The sequence below is a fragment of the Lutimaribacter pacificus genome (assembly GCF_900142185.1).
In the GTDB taxonomy this organism is placed as follows: domain Bacteria; phylum Pseudomonadota; class Alphaproteobacteria; order Rhodobacterales; family Rhodobacteraceae; genus Lutimaribacter; species Lutimaribacter pacificus.
In genome coordinates this window covers 1-15,240 of the sequence record NZ_FQZZ01000019.1, presented here as the reverse complement: position 1 = coordinate 15,240, position 15,240 = coordinate 1, and the positions used below count along the sequence as shown (strand labels likewise).

Below are 15,240 nucleotides of genomic sequence, written 5' to 3'. Positions count from 1 at the left end.
ACTTCAATCTCGGGTCTGAACTTATGGTCGGCCATAAGGTCGGACTTAGCACCGACGCTGAAACCCCGTCAGACGGCCTCCACCGGAGGCATACGAACGATATTCGCCTTTGCTGGGTCATCTCAGGAGATCGGTCCCAGCTCGACCGTCGTGCCTTCAAAGACATTTATCTTCGTAACGATGGTCAGATCTTTGCGGTAGATGACGAGGTTCTTGACGAAGCTCGGGCAGCCAATGCGCCGCGCTTGCGCTTGATGAGACTGTTACCGGGCCCGCTGCGCGAAGGATTGAGGCCTCAATGGCGAGAAAGGATCGTAACACCAAAAGAAATCGATTGGGGCCGACCAGGCGACCGGCCAAGATCAAAAGGAGACCGTTTTGATGGCTATCTGGAGAAACTGGTGCAGCGCGATACTGCAGTTTCGCATTTGCGAAGAGAGTTCTACTCTGCACTCACAGACTGCAATCAGGATCAGGCGGGCGTATCCTGGGATGGCATTGCATCTATCGTTGGCGGGGTGTCTTGGAGTGCGCTCGGCGATCCCTACGATACCGTCCGTGCACTTGGCGTCCTTGCCACGGTGCGCCGAAATGAGCTCACAGTTCAAACGAAGATAGAGATGTCCAACCTGCCCCATCTGGTAAATTCGCTCCTGTTGGAGCCGAAGGAACGGCGAAGTTGGTCCCGTGCGTTGAGATCGTTGTCAGAAAGCTGGCGGCCTGACCTGCTCGCGGTGCCTTCGGTCGCCAAGAAAATCGAGCGAAACTTGGAGGACGCGCATGGAGACCCTGGTAACGAATTGTTGTAAGCGCCTCGGCGCTCCCCTACGCGGCGCGGCTTGACGCGGTTCGGAAGTTCCAAGGCATAAGGTCGTCGATGCGGCTCTTGGGGTGTCCGTCGAGCAATGCGCGCAAAGTGGCGGTCAGATAGTTGACCGGATCGGCGCCACACATCTTGCAATTGGCAATCAGGCTGGCGAGCAGTGCCCAGTTCTCCGCGCCGACCTCGTGCCCGGCGAAGAGGGCGTTTTTTCTTGTCAGAGCGATCTTCCTGATCTGGTTCTCGACCGGGTTGGTGTCCAATTCCAAGCGACCGTCTTCCAGGAACCGCGTCAGGCCTGGCCAGCGCGCCAGCGTATAGCGGATGTCCTCGGCCAGCTTCGATGATCGCGGAATGCGCGACAGCTGTGCCTCGAGCCAGGGGCGGAAGGCCCCGATGATCGGTACGGACAACGCGCGCCGGGCGGCAAGCCGGGCGTCGGGGGCTTGGCCGCGCACGGATTTCTCGACGGCATAGAGCTCGGCGATCTGGCGTAGGGCCTCCTCGGCAATCGGCGAGCCGTCCTTTTCCAGCCGTTTGACGAAGCGCCGACGAGCGTGGGTCCAGCAATGGACAAGCGTCCATGGACCCTCGGGCCGGTCCACCCTGGTGAGCTTGTCATAGGCTTCATAGCCGTCGCATTGCACGAAGTGCCCGCGATAGTCTTCGAGGAAGCGGAGCGCATGCACTGCGCCGCGGCCGGGCGCGTAATGGAACATCACGACCGGCGGACCGACGCCGCCATAGCCCCGGTCATCGGCCACAATGGCCCAGAAGTAGCCAGTCTTGGTCTTTCGCCGTCCGGGATCGAGCACCGGCGCACGGGTTTCGTCCATGAACACCCGATCCGCGCCTTTCAGCCGCTCCTTCAGGTGATCGGCGATCGGACGCAAGTGGAAACAGGCACGCCCCACCCAGTTGCCGAGCGTCGCCCGGTCCAATGTGATCCCCTGCCGGGTGTAGATTTCTGCTTGGCGATAGAACGGAAGGTGGTCGCCGAACTTGGCCACCATGACCTGCGCGATCAAAGCCTCGGTCGGCAGACCGCCGGGCACCACATGTTCCGGCGCATGCGCCTGAACCACCGCGCCGGAACAGCGCCGGCAGGCGTATTTCGGACGGCGGGTCACCAGCACGCGAAGCTGGGCCGGCACCACATCCAGCCGCTCGGAGACATCCTCGCCGATCCTGGCCATCTCGCCGCACCCGCAGGGGCACAACGTGCTCTGCGGCTCGATGATCCGTTCGACACGGGGCAGATGCTTCGGGAGGTGCCCGCGGTTCCGGTGCGGCGTGCCGCTTTCGACACGGCCTTGTCCCTTCAGGGCGCGCCGCGCTTTCTCCTGCGCCGCTTCCAGCACGCCCTGCGCGAGTTCCACATCCTCGAGCGGCAGGTTGAACTGTTCCTGATCAAGCTTTTCGGATTTCCGCCCGAACTTTTCCCGTCGCAATTCGCTGACGATGCTCTCCAGCCGTTTCTGGGCCTCGACCGCATCCGCCAGCGCCGCCTCGGTCTCGGCGAGGCGAGCCTTCAGGCGTGCGTTTTCTTCGGCCAGGGCGGTGTTCGTCATGACCCGGACCAAGCACATGGGTGAAGTCGCCACCACCGACAAAACGATACTGAGTCACTCAGCCGCAGCTATCCCGCCAGTTCCGGCCGCCGCACGCGTTCGGGCCGCACAAGCCGCCAGTCGAGCCCCTCGAACAGTGCCGAGAATTGGGCGGGCGACATCTTCATCACGCCGTCCCGCGCCTTGGGCCAGACAAACTTCGCGCCCTCCAGGCGCTTGTGAACCAGGACGATGCCGGTCTGGTCCCAGACCAGGACCTTGATGCGGTCGGCCCGCTTGGCGCGGAACACAAAGGCCGCCGCGCTGAACGGATCGAGGCCCATCGTTTCCTGAACCAGCAGGGCCAGGCCGTCTATGCCCTTCCGGAAATCCGTCGGGCGCGTGGCCACGTAGACGCGCAACCCGCCGGTCGGCGAGATCATCGCGAGGCCGCCCGGATCGCGCGGATCAACCGGGTCAAGTGCGCTTCGTCGATGTCCGACGCCAACCGCAGGGTCACGCCATCGACCACCATCTCGATCCTGCCGGACCTGACCGCGCCGCCGCTCCGCTTCGGGCTGGGTGTCGGACCCGCCGGCTTCGCTTCAACGACAAGCGCCGCGAACATCGGGGCGTCAGCCGTCTCGGCGGGCAAAGCCAGCGCGCCGGCCATCAGCTTCTTGCGCCAATCGTAGACCTGCCAGCGGGTCACCGTGTGCCGCCGCGCGACGTCGGCGACCTTCGCTCCGGGCATCATGCTTTCCGCCGCGATCCGCGCCCGCTCCGCCTCGCTTCGAAACCGTCGGCCTGACCGGCCCTCGAGAACCTCGATCCTGCCCGCGTAGCCACCCGTCGAGCCGTCCAAAGAGACGTCCATTTTGCCGTCCTATCCTGTCTCACCTCGACAGCAGGACTCGCACAGCCAGCTTCAACGCGGCAGGAGGGGATCAGCGTGGCGCTTACGAATTGTTGGCTGGTTCTGTCTTCGATGTCTTGTTCCCGGAAGGTGCGTTCCAGCGTCTCAAGTTGACCGAGGATGGGCAAAGCGCCTGACGGGTTCGCGATTACCTACGACTGTCTGGATCTGGCAAGAAGTCTTCCAGTGTGGGGATGCGATCATCCTCGTTCAGAATGCGTGTCTGTGACCAGAGAATTGATGTCTCATAGAATGCACGACACACCACTTCCCCGTTTTCTTCTACCCAATGTGTTGCTTCGGGGATCAGAGCCTCCGGAAGTGGGTGCCGAGCATGTGGATTGTGAAATACCTCGAGTTCCGCGCACCAGGGTTCATAACCTTGTGGCCAGAGCGATCGATACTCATCGCTCGTGACATCGAGGCAAAACGGTATCCCTTTCAACGCGCCCGGTGTTCGATCAAGAAAATTTCCGATCCGAAAGTAGCGAAAGCCCTTGGTGTCCGCTCCCGCCGAGATCGGAACCCGGCTCAGTTTTGAGATAGAGCACGCATTCGAGAAGATCACAGCCGACAACTCAGCGTGCCTTTCATCGGTGAACAGGCCGGCCGGAAACGGGTTCTCACCCAGAAGTTCGGTTCTTTCAGTCGGCACAGCCACTCGCTGACCATCAATGTCTTTTGGCTCTGCGCCTAGGCCGTAAAGATAGCCCACGAGTGCTTCGCGACTCCAGATCATCGACGCGGGAGCGTGAAAATCAGCGAGGGCAATCGCAAAAGGCATGTCTTTGACATGCGCAAGGCGATGATAGCCCTTCTGCAGTTTGCTTCCCAAAGTCTTGGCAAATCGTACCGCGGCTGTACCGAAGAAAAGCTCCTCACGGGCTTCTGGTTGGACACTCGGTGCAGCGTTCACGTGGTCATACGGGACGGGTGGATTGGCCGTCACGGCTTCCACCCACGCCGGTCCGCCTTTGCGGTTTTCGATCCGAAAATCAGGGGAAGGATGCGGCTGTTCCACGAGCAAACCCTGTTCGCGAAAACTCGCCAATAGCTGCGCCTCCCAGAGGCGCGTGTGGAAGTTGCCTGTCTGGCAATCTCCAGCCCAGTTTTTGTCCGGATTTGGCATCGCTAGGTACAGCTGATTGAGTGTCCAAGCCGCCACGTGATGGGATGGTGTACTCAGTGCGCTAAACACCTTGCTCGGCTGACGATTGCCTATGTCGTGCAATGCCGGCCGAGGGGCGGTGTTGGCTGGGAGTGCTTCCTTTTGCTGATTGCAGCCAAGTAGTCGCTCCAACTCTTCGAGGGCCGCGTTCTGTGATGCGATGCCGGTCTCTGCCTCAACCTCCACCCACACGCCGTCAACCCGTCGCCGCATGACAAGGACACCAAAATCCGGTGTTTGCACATGCTGGGTGATGACACCGTAGGCAATGCCATCTTCGCTTTGCCACGCTCCAATGGGAGGCCGCATGCCGAAACCATGACCGCGTGGCAAAGCAAGGGCGTAGAGATCGAAGAGCGACCGCGGCAGAAGCTTCAGCGTGTGTGGGCCTTCGTTTGCGCTGTTCATCGAGGCACAAACTCCGGCCAGCTAAGGGGTTGCTGGTTGATAATGATGCGAACCACTTTCTGCTCAAGCGCACGTTGCAGGGCTTGAGTAAAGTTGGTCATGTTGCTGACGACAGATTCACGCCTGATCGCATGCCTCCAATTGATCTGCTCGCCGTCCTGAAGCGGCCAATTCAGCAGATGAACCAGGGCCATATGGCCAAACATCATGCCGTCATCTTCTCCGGCGACGAACTGCATCTCGGTGTGGGTCTCGGAATGAACCTGATGCTCCGACAAATCCCATGTGGTAAAAAGAGTTGTGACATCGTTATCCAGTGCATCTGCAGGTGTCCCGCCTGCAGAAGTGAAGCCGACCTTATCGACACGCATCTGCCATTGTTCGTTTAGGCCATCCTCCGTCTCTTCTGATGCGAGGAGTTTCTCCTTTTTGAAGCGTAGATGAACACCTGCTCCAGGCGCTATCTTATAGGCGACATCCCCCGCGAGAATGCCGAGCAGGCTTTCTTTGATCGCTGCTTCATACCGGATATTGAAGTTCTTTTTCGCCTTGGTGAGGTGCCGCGCCTCGAAGAGCGTCCAGATGCCGTGATATTTCCAAGCTATGAGCAGTGGCATCTGCAAGACGTCCGCATAGGCTTGCAATCGTCCAAGGTAGTCGGGTTTGAATGAAAGCGTCGGGGTCTTCTTCGATTTGACCTCGATAAGCACTGGCCCTGAATTTTCGTACATCGCGAGGAGATCGGGGACCTGATAGTCTTCACGCGATTTACTCGGCGCTTGGTGCTGGTCAAGTTTGTGGATCAGGCGTGTCTCGCCAAGCCAACTGCAAACGGCAATGAACTCGTCCTCTGCTGGTAGCCCGCGATCCAGGCGGCGGACTTGCTCAGCGATATGACTTGGATTGGCGTCCCTGCCAAGTTCTGCGAGCACCTCCTGTATCAGTCTGTCGTCATCGTCTGCCATTGCGGCCTTTCTGGGCGAACTCGCGGTTTTCCGCCTTCGTTGTGCATGCTGCTACGCGCAACAATGGTTGCGCCTACAAGCGATTCTTGCGCCTATACTTGAAAATTGCGCGTAAACCAGCATAGTTGCGTCTATAGCATGCGCGCAAGAAAGACGACGATGGCCAACAAAGTCCCGAACGATGCCCTCAATGAGCTGCTCGACGTCGTCGCCGGTCATCCGGACGGCATCGCTGCACCTGGCATTGCTGAGAGACTGACGGAGGACATCCCTCGCCGAACCCTGCAATACCGGCTGAAGCAGCTTGTCGCCAAGGGACAGCTACATATGGAGGGCAGCGGTAGGTGGGCGCGATATCGTCTGGCAACTAAGAATAGTCTGGCCAGGACCGAACTGGATGGCGAGGCACTCGACTATAGAGATCTCATTCCCTTGTCGGAAGAGGGAAAGCGCATTCGGGACTACGTCCAAAAGCCTGTCGCGGCACGCAAGCCAGTCGGTTACAATCAAGAGTTCCTGAACCAATATCAGCCAAACACATCCTTCTATCTTGGAGACGAGGATCGCGAACGGTTGGAACGGATCGGCAAGCCACAAACGTCCACGCAGCCCGCCGGTACTTACGCAAAACTCATTCTCAATCGTCTACTGATTGATCTTGCCTGGAACTCCAGCCGCTTGGAAGGCAACACCTACTCGCTCCTCGATACGAAGCGACTGATCGAATTTGGTGAGGAGGCCACTGGACGAGAGCATGTTGAGGCTCAGATGATCCTTAACCACAAAGACGCCATCGAGTTTCTGGTGGGCTCAGTCGAGGAAGTCGACTTCAACACTTACACGCTTCTCAACTTGCACGCGCTTCTCTCAAACAACCTCTTGGCCGATCCAGTCGCTTCGGGGCGCCTGCGCTATATCGCAGTTGGCATAGAAAGGTCCGCGTTTCATCCACTTGAGCTACCCCAAAGGATTGAAGAGTGTTTCAACCAGCTCCTTGCCAAGGCCTCGAAGATCGAAGACCCGTTTGAGCAAGCCTTCTTTGTTATGGTGCATATTCCCTATCTTCAACCGTTTGATGACGTGAACAAACGCGTCTCGCGTCTCGCCGCCAATATCCCCCTCATTCGACGCAATCTCTCTCCACTCGCATTCACTGACGTGCCACAACGCGCCTACACGGACGCTGTTCTAGGGGTCTACGAACTCAACGACACGGCTCTTCTCAGGGACGTCTTTCTTTGGGCCTATGAACGCTCCGCAGCCCAATACGCTGCCGTCAGGCAGTCTCTGGGGGAACCGGATCCGTTTCGATTGAAGTATCGCACGCAAATCCGCGACGCTGTGGCTCAAATTATTCGCTCGAAGCTTGGACGCAGTGAAGCTGCACGCCAGATCGAAAAGTTGTCTGCAGAGGGTATCGCAGCAGAGGATCGAGAAATCTTCGCGACTGTGGTTGAAGATGAGCTTCTCGGTCTTCACGAGGGGAACTTCGCGCGGTTCCAGGTGCGACCATCCGAGTTTCGCGAATGGCAGAGAGTATGGATGAAGTAGTGACCAATAGCGCGTATCCCGTTGTAGAGGCCGATGACTTCGCCCGCCGATTTTCGATGCGATCAGGAAAGCTCATGTGGCTCTTGGGTGCCGGCACGTCGGCGTCAGCGGGGATCCCAACCGCATGGGACATGATCTGGGAATTCAAACAGCAATTATATGTCAGTCAGCGGCGCGTCGCCTTAAACACGGTAGCAGACCTCTCGAACCCAGCGGTCCGACGGCAGATTCAGGATTTCATAGCTGGTCAGGAGGCGTTTCCGGACCCAGACTCGCCAGAGGAATATGCCGTCCTTTTTGAGGCAGTATATCCAAGCGAAGCAGACCGGCGAACTTACATAGATGCGAAGATTTCTGGGGCCAAACCATCTTTCGGACACGTTGCTCTGGCGACCCTCATGAAAGCTGGGCATACCAAGCTTGTCTGGACGACCAACTTCGACCCCCTTGTCGCGGATGGTTGCGCAAAGGTATTTGGTGGCACTGGCAATCTAACGACCGTGGCACTCGATGCGCCTGGCATCGGTCGCGAGACAATCAACGGTGAGCGCTGGCCCGCAGAAATAAAACTGCACGGCGATTTCCGGTCACGTCGCCTCAAGAACACTGGAGACGAGCTTCGCCAACAAGACGCGACACTTCGCGATCTTCTCGTCGGCACTTGCACCCGTTCCGGCTTGGTAATCGCGGGGTACAGCGGACGTGATGAGTCGATCATGAACACTCTTGAGGAAGCGCTGGAACATGCCTCACCCTTTCCCAGCGGAATTTTCTGGCTGCATCGCGGCGAAGGCGATCCGCTCGACAGAGTATCTTCATTTCTATCAGCTGCTTCAGAAAAGGGCGTCGATGGCGGACTTGTCCGGGTTGAGAACTTTGATGAGTCTCTGCGTGACCTCGTGCGCCTCATTCCAGATCTAGACACAACACAGTTGGACGAGTTCGCCTCAGAACGTTCTGTAGTTTCAGCGCCGCCCCGCATTTCAGGCAAACGGGGCTATCCGGTTATTCGGCTTAATGCGTTGGAGGTGAAATCTCTACCGACAATCTGTCGGCGTGTAGAATGCAATATCGGCGGGTATAAAGAGGTAGCGGAAGCAGTAAGTGCCGCGGGAGTTGATGTCCTTGCAACACGATCTGCAAAGGGTGTTCTCGCGTTCGGTTCTGACAGCGATGTCCGCGCCGCCCTCGCAAACGTCAGTATTACAGAGTTCGATCTCCATGAAATCGAAACACGCCGCCTCCGCTACGACAGTCAGGAACGAGGCTTGCTCAAGCAAGCTATCTCGCGGGCTTTGGCGAGAGAACATGGTCTCACAATAAAACATCACCGCAGCGTCGATTCTCTAAAGCCAGCAGATGTTACAGACGAAAGATGGGCCCCTCTGAAGCGTGTCGTCGGCAGCCTTTCAGGTAGCGTGCCAGCACAAGCTGATTTGACTTGGCAGGAGGGCGTTATCGTAAGGCTCGAATGGGCTGACGACAAGTTATGGCTCGTCTTTGAACCGCGAACACTCTTGGAAGGTGTGACCGAAGAAAATCGCGCTGCCGCGACGGATTTCTCACGTGAACGAAGCGTGAGACGATACAACAGACCGCTCAATGAACTTGTTTCTTTTTGGGGTGATTTGCTCTCGGCCGAGGGTCGAGAGCTTCGTGCCCTCAACGTGAGGACCGGAGTTAACGCCTCTTTCACACTCGGAACAACCACCGCTTTCTCAAACCGGTCGCGCCTATGACAAGCCAAGTTTCGCCGCATCTTTGGTTCCCTGAACCCAGCCTGTCGTTTCATCCCGATCATGCTGGAGACGTCGATACACACCCCTTGAGAGGACTGTTGCGATACGGCCCGTATTCGGCTGGCCTTGTCCCAGACCCAATCCGCGTGGCGACAATCTCCCCATCGGGAGAAAGCCAGCGTCTCTATGACTTCATGAAGGCACTTAACAGCAAGTTCGATCCTACTGAACGGCGAGATTATCTTCCGCCTTGGCCGGGATTTCGAAGCGTGTTCAACCTCAATATGCGAGCAGCTGAAAAAGGGTGCCATATCCAATTGGATGAGCGATTGGAGCACGAAATGACTGACTCCGGCACACCGCATATTGTCCTCTCGTCGCGTCTCACACGGGCGCTGCAAGCACTCGACGCAATGCGTGAGCGCTTCGATGTTATCTTCATCTATGTTCCGCAATCGTGGTCGGCCGGTTTCTTCGGCAACACTGATGAGGACTTTGATCTGCACGACCACCTCAAGGCGGCAAGCGCAGCGCGACGGCTTCCAATCCAGCTTGTTAGAGAGGACAGAGCGCTGGCGTACCCCCACAAAGCAAGTGTCATGTGGCGTATTGGCTTAGCACTCTATGCAAAGGCAGGTGGCGTTCCTTGGAAGCTGGCTGATTCAGATCCAGATACGGCTTACATCGGGATTTCCTATGCAGTACGGCCCGTCGAATCTGATAAACCTCGCTTTGTGACATGCTGCAGTCAAGTTTTCGACGGCGATGGTGCGGGGTTAGAGTTCGTAGCCTATGACGCTAACGAGGTTGATGTGCAGCGCGATAATCCGTTCTTGTCTCGCAACGAAATGTTCCGGGTCATGACACGCTCTCTTGACCTCTATCGGCGCAGACACGCAGGACGAACACCTCGGCGTGTTATCGTCCACAAATCGACGGAGTTTAAGTTCGAAGAGATCGACGGTTGTATGGAAGCACTGCACCTGTGTGAAGCCGTCGATCTGGTTCAAATCGTTGAAGACGTTCCGTGGCGGGGTGCGAAGATTGACCCGCCAAGAGGCGCTAATCGAAAGGGAGCGCCTGCAGGATATCCGGTCGATCGTGGTTCACTTTTGGGTCTTGGACCACGCGAGTGCCTCTTGTGGATGCATGGCAATGTCGCCGGCATCAATAACTCTGGCTCTTACTTTCAAGGTTCAAGAAGCACACCAAGACCGATCAGGCTTGTGCGTCATGCTGGCCACGGGCCGTGGGATGACACCGCACGGTCTGCTTTGGCGCTGTCCAAAATGAACTGGAACAATGACGGCCTCTACGACCAGCTCCCGGTGACGATGAGTTACGCCAAGGTGCTTGCACGGGTCGTCAAACGAATGCCCGGCCTTGGAAAGGCACCTTACCAGTTCCGGTTCTTCATGTAGCCGTTGTTTGGGCGGTGAGCGCGTTATGATCACATCATTTGCAGAATTTCTTGAGCAGCTCCAAGCAAAGGAAGCAGAACTTCTCGCCGCGGAATCGGTGCAACACGCGCCAACGATTGGTGATATGTATGAGGGCCTCACCCGTGAGCTTGTTCAACGGGCGATTCCAAAGGAGCTCAATCTTCGCCTTGTCGACGGTTTTGTCATCGGTGTTGACGGAAAACACAGTCATCAAACCGACGCAATGCTCGTCAAAGGGGACCGTGGTCGTCAGCTCCCAAAAACGGATACGTGGGAATGGCCGATCGCTGACGTCCTGGCGGTGTTTGAGGTCAAGAAAAACCTCTACGGGAATGAACTTGTCGACAGCATCAACAAGATGCGAACCATCTCGCTCCAGCAAAAGGAACGGCTCTCCGAGAACAGGCAGGTTCATCTCGGTCCGTCGAACAGCGCGTTCGCCCGACTTTTGGGCCGGTCTCCCGAGAGTGGCGAGCTCGACGATCTTACCTCAGAGACTGGTGAGCTCTTGAGAACATTAGCTCATGAACAGCTCGCTCCGGTCAGAGTCGTCTTTGGGTATGACGGCTATGTCGACGAATTTGGACTTCGCAATGGTTTCTTGGACGCGCTCAAAAAAGTACCCGATGGGTTAGCTGGGCCAACTGTCCTACCCAACCTCATTGTTTGTAGAACGAACACGCTGCTAAAGCTGAATGGGCATCCGTATATTGTTCCCGAGTTAGATGACGGACAATGGCACATTTTCGGTTCGACCCGCGAAGCTCCGATGGTTCTTCTGCTCGAGTTGCTATGGACAAGGCTGAGCAATGAATTTCAAGCACGGTTTCCCGTGGATGATACTCTCAAAATGGAAGCTATTGCTCCACTTCTTAGTGGAAAACCAATTGTCGACCAGGATCGACGCGGGTGGATGTTTTACGCCAAGACGTTGACTAGGAAGCAGCTAGCAGAGGTCGAGACGCAGCATTGGACACCTTTCGAGGTTACGCTCGAAGAACACGTGATTTTTGCGATGGCAATGAACCATGGCGGCTTGGCACTAAACGATACGGATTTGTTGGACGCCGCAGATCACTATGGATTGGATCTAGCAGATTTTGCAGATCGGTTGGTTGTAGCCCGATTGTTTTCATGGAGGTCCACGGGCTTGGCGCATCGTATCCGTCCGGTTTCCCTGCTCTGACGGCGCGATGGAGTGCTTGATAGTGTCCACCATCGGTAGTGGACATCATGGGGCATTCTATGGCGGGCAAGAAGGGTCAGAAGAAGCGGTTTTGGTCGGATGACGAGAAGAGTTCGATCTGCGCGCAAACGCGGGCGGCGGGCGTATCGGTTGCGCAGGTGGCGCGTCGTTATTCGATGAATACAAATCTGATCCACAAATGGCTCCGTGATCCTCGTTTTGCGCTTCAAGAAGATACTGATGAAGTGCTGGACGCCACCGAGGTGGGGTTTGTGGCTGTTGAGATTGCGGATGCGGGGCCGGTATCGTCCCATTCCAATATGCGAGTTTCCGCACAGGCATTGACCAAGCCTGTCTCGGCGCAACGTGTGGACATCACGCTATCCGACGGACGGCGGATATTGGTGGAGGGCACGACGGCCCTGTCGGCGGTGCTGTCTTTGGTTGAGGGCTTGATGCCTTGATCCCCGTTCCCTCGAACACGCGGGTATGGCTGGCCGCCGGGGTGACGGATATGAGGCGGGGGTTCAACACGCTGGCTGCACAGGCCGAGAAGGTCTTGGAACTCGATCCCTATTCCGGCCATCTGTTTGTGTTTCGGGGTCGCCGGGGTGATCTTCTCAAGATCATTTGGTGGGACAGCCAGGGCGCATGTCTGTTCAGCAAGCGCCTGGAACGCGGGCGCTTCGTTTGGCCTGCAGCCAAGGATGGTAAAGTCAGCGTGACGGCGGCGCAGCTTTCAATGTTGCTTGAAGGGATCGACTGGCGGATGCCGAAGAAGACATGGCGCCCCTTGAGCACCGGGTAGCCCCATTTATCTGCGCGAATTGGCGTTTGGCGATTCACCTTTTTGCCGCAATAGGTTATATGCAGCCTCATGTTGGACGCCCTCAAATCCTTGCCAGAAGACCCCGCTGAACTGCGGGCTGTTAGCGAGCGTTTGATGGCCGAAGTTCAGTCTCTGACGTACCAGAACGAGAAGCTGAGGGCCGAGTTGCATGGGCATCGCAAGGCGCGGTTTGGTTCCAAATCCGAGAGCCTCGATCAACTGGCATTCGATCTGGCGGAAGATGCGGAGATTGAAGTCGCAGCTGAATCGCAGAAGAACGAAGCCGCCAAGGCTGACAGCAAACCGTCCAAACGCCAGCACAGCCGCAAACCATTGCCCGATCATCTGGAACGGCAGGATGAAGTACTGTCTGCCGGAGAGGAATGCGGTGACTGCGGCGGCTCCCTGCGCCAGATCGGTGAGGACATCACCGAGGAACTGGAGTATATCCCGGGTCGCTTTGTCGTGCGCCGGATCATCCGCCCGCGTATGGCTTGCACCTGCTGCGAGGCCTTCTCGCAGGCTCCACTTCCGTCCCGCCCAATTGAGCGTGGCCGACCCGGGCCGGGTCTTCTGGCCCATGTATTGGTCGGCAAATATTGTGATCATTTGCCGCTGGACCGACAGTCCAAAATCTTCGCCCGCGAGAAGGTCGATCTGCATCGTTCCACGCTAACCGACTGGGTGGGTCGCAGCACCGCCCTTCTTGAGCCATTAGCCGATCATATCGGCAAGCTGGTCAGGGCGGGCCCGGCGCTGTTTGCTGACGATACGCCCGTCAAACTGCAAAGCAAACTGAAGCAAAAGAAGACGCAGACTGCACGGCTTTGGAGCTATGTGTGCGATGAGCGCCCGTGGGGTGGCGATGGCCCGGCCTGCGCATGGTACCAGTTCAGCACGGACCGTAAGGGCGAACATCCCGTCAATCACCTCTCCGGCTATACCGGCACCGTGCATGCCGATGGCTTTGCGGGTTTCAATGGCCTCTTCGGTGAGCACAAAGCCGATGAACAAGCCTGCATGGTGCATGTTCGCCGCAAGTTCGTGGATGAGTTCGAACGCACCGGCGCGGGTATCGCCAAACACACTATCACACAGATCGCGGAACTTTACGCGGTTGAGAAGGACGCCAGAGGCAAAACCCCTCAAGAACGTGTCGCCCTGCGGCAAGAGAAGGCAAAACCGATCTTCGATGAACTGGAGGCTTGGTTGCAAGCCCAGCTTCCCAAAATCTCCGGCAAAACCAAACTGGCCGCAGCGATCCGCTATGCCCTGAACCGCATGCCCAAGACGCGCGCCTATCTCAGCGACGGACGGCTGGAGCTCGACAATAATATCTGTGAGCGCAGCATACGCCCCATTGCCCTGGGGCGCAAAAACTACCTGTTCATGGGCTCCATCGGCGGCGGAAAGGCCGCTGCCATCGCTTATACCCTCATCGAAACCGCCAAAATGAACAACGTTGATCCCGAAGCTTGGCTTACATGGGTGCTGGAACGCCTGCCAGATCACAAGATCACCAGGATCGGTGAACTCATGCCGTGGGTGTTCGCAATCTCACGCAACATACAGGAGGCTTGATATGCCCAAAATAGCTCTCGTCACAGGCGGAACTTATGGCATTGGCCGCGCAATAAGCCTCTCACTTGATGCAGATTGCAATGTCGCTGCCGTCTGGCGCTCATCCGAGCCGCAAGACTTCCCGTCGTCCATTCACTCAATTCAAGCGGACTTAACCCAACCCGGGCAGTGCGAAGCTGTGGTCGCTGACGTCATTGACACATTTGGGGCGCTCGACATCATTGTGAACAATGCTGGCTTCGCGGATGCGACACCCAAAGACAAGTTTGATGCTGATATACAAAACGCGATTCTCAACACAAATCTCTTGGTTCCAAGCGCGCTGCTCTCTGCAGCCATGCCGCATTTGAAGCCTGGGGCGTCGATCATAAATATCTCGTCTGTGAACGCTGTCTTGCCGCCAAACGGTGCGTCCATTTTCGGTGCCAGCAAAGCTGCCTTGAACCTATGGACGCGCGCGATGGCAAAAGAACTCGGGGCATCAGGTATCCGGGTAAATGCAATAGCGCCGGGTGCAATCAATATCCCGGAAAATCCACGCTCACCTGAGCTAATCGATCTGTTCGTAACAGACACGGCATTGGGACGCATAGGAACCCCAAATGATGTGGCGAAAGCCGTGGCGTTCCTGGCAAGCGACGGCGCGGAATTTATCACAGGCCAAATCTTGGAAGTATCCGGCGGTTATCGTTTGTGAGCAACTCTACCGGACGGATACGGCGCATCCAATCGCTGATACAATCCATCAAGCGATCTCACCCGACGGCCGATTTTGGCTTTCGGCGAACAACGATCTTTTGCAGCTCTGGATTACTGAGAATTTCGGTTAGCTCTGGCCTAACTACCAATACCAAGTTGTAGGCAGTTGTGAGCAATTCACATGTGCTTTCCGGACACGACACATTTGACCATTCAATGCCTATCGCCTGACGACTTCCAGATTACTCCATCAGATTGCAAGACAAGTCAGCGGTTTATCGCCAATCAATTGTAACCATCCGGCGTAGGCCGCGGTCGCTGGCGTCACTCAGATCGTAGTTTTGGGTTTGCGAGGCCGCGGGGCCCATTTCTTCGCCAGCCGCTCG

Annotated in this window: 14 protein-coding genes; 9 read left to right on the top strand and 5 right to left on the bottom strand. The window is 57.0% G+C overall.

Annotated features, from left to right (window positions below; all coding sequences use genetic code 11):
* A partial coding sequence (locus F3H87_RS21475) for a hypothetical protein (protein ID WP_223228174.1) occupies positions 1 to 809 on the top strand: 809 nt, incomplete at its 5' end.
* A gap of 16 nt (positions 810 to 825) precedes the next feature.
* Here F3H87_RS21475 and tnpC (F3H87_RS21470) read toward each other — a convergent pair.
* The 5 genes from tnpC (F3H87_RS21470) to F3H87_RS21450 all read right to left on the bottom strand — a co-directional run bounded on the left by tnpC (F3H87_RS21470) (position 826) and on the right by F3H87_RS21450 (position 5,827).
* On the bottom strand, positions 826 to 2,391 hold the full coding sequence (gene tnpC, locus F3H87_RS21470) for an IS66 family transposase (RefSeq protein WP_100931375.1): 1,566 nt from the start codon (positions 2,389 to 2,391) through the stop codon (positions 826 to 828).
* A gap of 68 nt (positions 2,392 to 2,459) precedes the next feature.
* The gene (gene tnpB, locus F3H87_RS21465; protein WP_100931376.1) at positions 2,460 to 2,813 is read right to left on the bottom strand and encodes an IS66 family insertion sequence element accessory protein TnpB; all 354 of its coding nucleotides are present in this window, start codon (positions 2,811 to 2,813) and stop codon (positions 2,460 to 2,462) included.
* Positions 2,810 to 3,247, bottom strand: coding sequence for an IS66-like element accessory protein TnpA (tnpA, locus tag F3H87_RS21460; protein ID WP_100931377.1), 438 nt, complete (start codon positions 3,245 to 3,247; stop codon positions 2,810 to 2,812). Before tnpA (F3H87_RS21460) ends, tnpB (F3H87_RS21465) begins: the two co-directional genes overlap by 4 nt.
* A 187-nt stretch (positions 3,248 to 3,434) precedes the next feature.
* Positions 3,435 to 4,862, bottom strand: coding sequence for a hypothetical protein (locus tag F3H87_RS21455; RefSeq protein ID WP_211237135.1), 1,428 nt, complete (start codon positions 4,860 to 4,862; stop codon positions 3,435 to 3,437).
* A complete protein-coding gene (locus F3H87_RS21450) occupies positions 4,859 to 5,827 on the bottom strand; it encodes a PDDEXK family nuclease (protein ID WP_027264260.1) in 969 nt (322 codons plus the stop codon). Before F3H87_RS21450 ends, F3H87_RS21455 begins: the two co-directional genes overlap by 4 nt.
* A 159-nt stretch (positions 5,828 to 5,986) precedes the next feature.
* Here F3H87_RS21450 and F3H87_RS21445 point away from each other — a divergent pair, with 159 nt between their 5' ends.
* From F3H87_RS21445 to F3H87_RS21410, 8 genes are all read left to right on the top strand, one after another.
* Entirely contained in the window at positions 5,987 to 7,378 is a 1,392-nt protein-coding gene (locus F3H87_RS21445) for a Fic family protein (RefSeq protein ID WP_027264259.1), read from the top strand.
* A gap of 131 nt (positions 7,379 to 7,509) precedes the next feature.
* A complete protein-coding gene (locus F3H87_RS21440; RefSeq protein ID WP_223228173.1) occupies positions 7,510 to 9,117 on the top strand; it encodes an SIR2 family protein in 1,608 nt (535 codons plus the stop codon).
* Positions 9,118 to 9,263: 146 nt separating this feature from the next.
* A complete protein-coding gene (locus F3H87_RS21435) occupies positions 9,264 to 10,538 on the top strand; it encodes an argonaute/piwi family protein (protein WP_211237134.1) in 1,275 nt (424 codons plus the stop codon).
* Positions 10,539 to 10,563: 25 nt separating this feature from the next.
* Positions 10,564 to 11,745, top strand: coding sequence for a DUF6602 domain-containing protein (locus F3H87_RS21430; RefSeq protein WP_149789832.1), 1,182 nt, complete (start codon positions 10,564 to 10,566; stop codon positions 11,743 to 11,745).
* A 59-nt stretch (positions 11,746 to 11,804) separates the two neighbouring features.
* Positions 11,805 to 12,209: an IS66-like element accessory protein TnpA gene (gene tnpA, locus F3H87_RS21425; RefSeq protein WP_149789833.1), complete on the top strand. Its 405-nt coding sequence runs from the start codon at positions 11,805 to 11,807 to the stop codon at positions 12,207 to 12,209.
* Positions 12,206 to 12,553, top strand: a complete 348-nt coding sequence (tnpB, locus tag F3H87_RS21420) for an IS66 family insertion sequence element accessory protein TnpB (RefSeq protein WP_149789834.1) — start codon at positions 12,206 to 12,208, stop codon at positions 12,551 to 12,553. Before tnpA (F3H87_RS21425) ends, tnpB (F3H87_RS21420) begins: the two co-directional genes overlap by 4 nt.
* Positions 12,554 to 12,622: 69 nt before the next feature.
* Positions 12,623 to 14,155: an IS66 family transposase gene (tnpC, locus tag F3H87_RS21415; protein WP_149789835.1), complete on the top strand. Its 1,533-nt coding sequence runs from the start codon at positions 12,623 to 12,625 to the stop codon at positions 14,153 to 14,155.
* 1 nt (position 14,156) lies between these two features.
* Positions 14,157 to 14,852, top strand: a complete 696-nt coding sequence (locus F3H87_RS21410) for an SDR family NAD(P)-dependent oxidoreductase (RefSeq protein ID WP_149789836.1) — start codon at positions 14,157 to 14,159, stop codon at positions 14,850 to 14,852.
* The last annotated feature ends 388 nt before the right edge of the window (positions 14,853 to 15,240 follow it).

Bases quoted from the DNA above. Each gene is read 5' to 3' on its own strand.
- tnpC (WP_100931375.1), bottom strand. From the start codon at position 2,391: ATGACGAACACCGCCCTGGCCGAAGAAAACGCACGCCTGAAGGCTCGC.
- F3H87_RS21440 (WP_223228173.1), top strand. From the start codon at position 7,510: ATGATCTGGGAATTCAAACAGCAATTATATGTCAGTCAGCGGCGCGTC.
- F3H87_RS21445 (WP_027264259.1), top strand. From the start codon at position 5,987: ATGGCCAACAAAGTCCCGAACGATGCCCTCAATGAGCTGCTCGACGTC.
- F3H87_RS21455 (WP_211237135.1), bottom strand. From the start codon at position 4,862: ATGAACAGCGCAAACGAAGGCCCACACACGCTGAAGCTTCTGCCGCGG.
- tnpA (WP_149789833.1), top strand. From the start codon at position 11,805: ATGGCGGGCAAGAAGGGTCAGAAGAAGCGGTTTTGGTCGGATGACGAG.
- tnpB (WP_100931376.1), bottom strand. From the start codon at position 2,813: ATGATCTCGCCGACCGGCGGGTTGCGCGTCTACGTGGCCACGCGCCCG.
- tnpC (WP_149789835.1), top strand. From the start codon at position 12,623: ATGTTGGACGCCCTCAAATCCTTGCCAGAAGACCCCGCTGAACTGCGG.
- F3H87_RS21430 (WP_149789832.1), top strand. From the start codon at position 10,564: ATGATCACATCATTTGCAGAATTTCTTGAGCAGCTCCAAGCAAAGGAA.
- F3H87_RS21410 (WP_149789836.1), top strand. From the start codon at position 14,157: ATGCCCAAAATAGCTCTCGTCACAGGCGGAACTTATGGCATTGGCCGC.
- tnpA (WP_100931377.1), bottom strand. From the start codon at position 3,247: ATGGACGTCTCTTTGGACGGCTCGACGGGTGGCTACGCGGGCAGGATC.
- F3H87_RS21450 (WP_027264260.1), bottom strand. From the start codon at position 5,827: ATGGCAGACGATGACGACAGACTGATACAGGAGGTGCTCGCAGAACTT.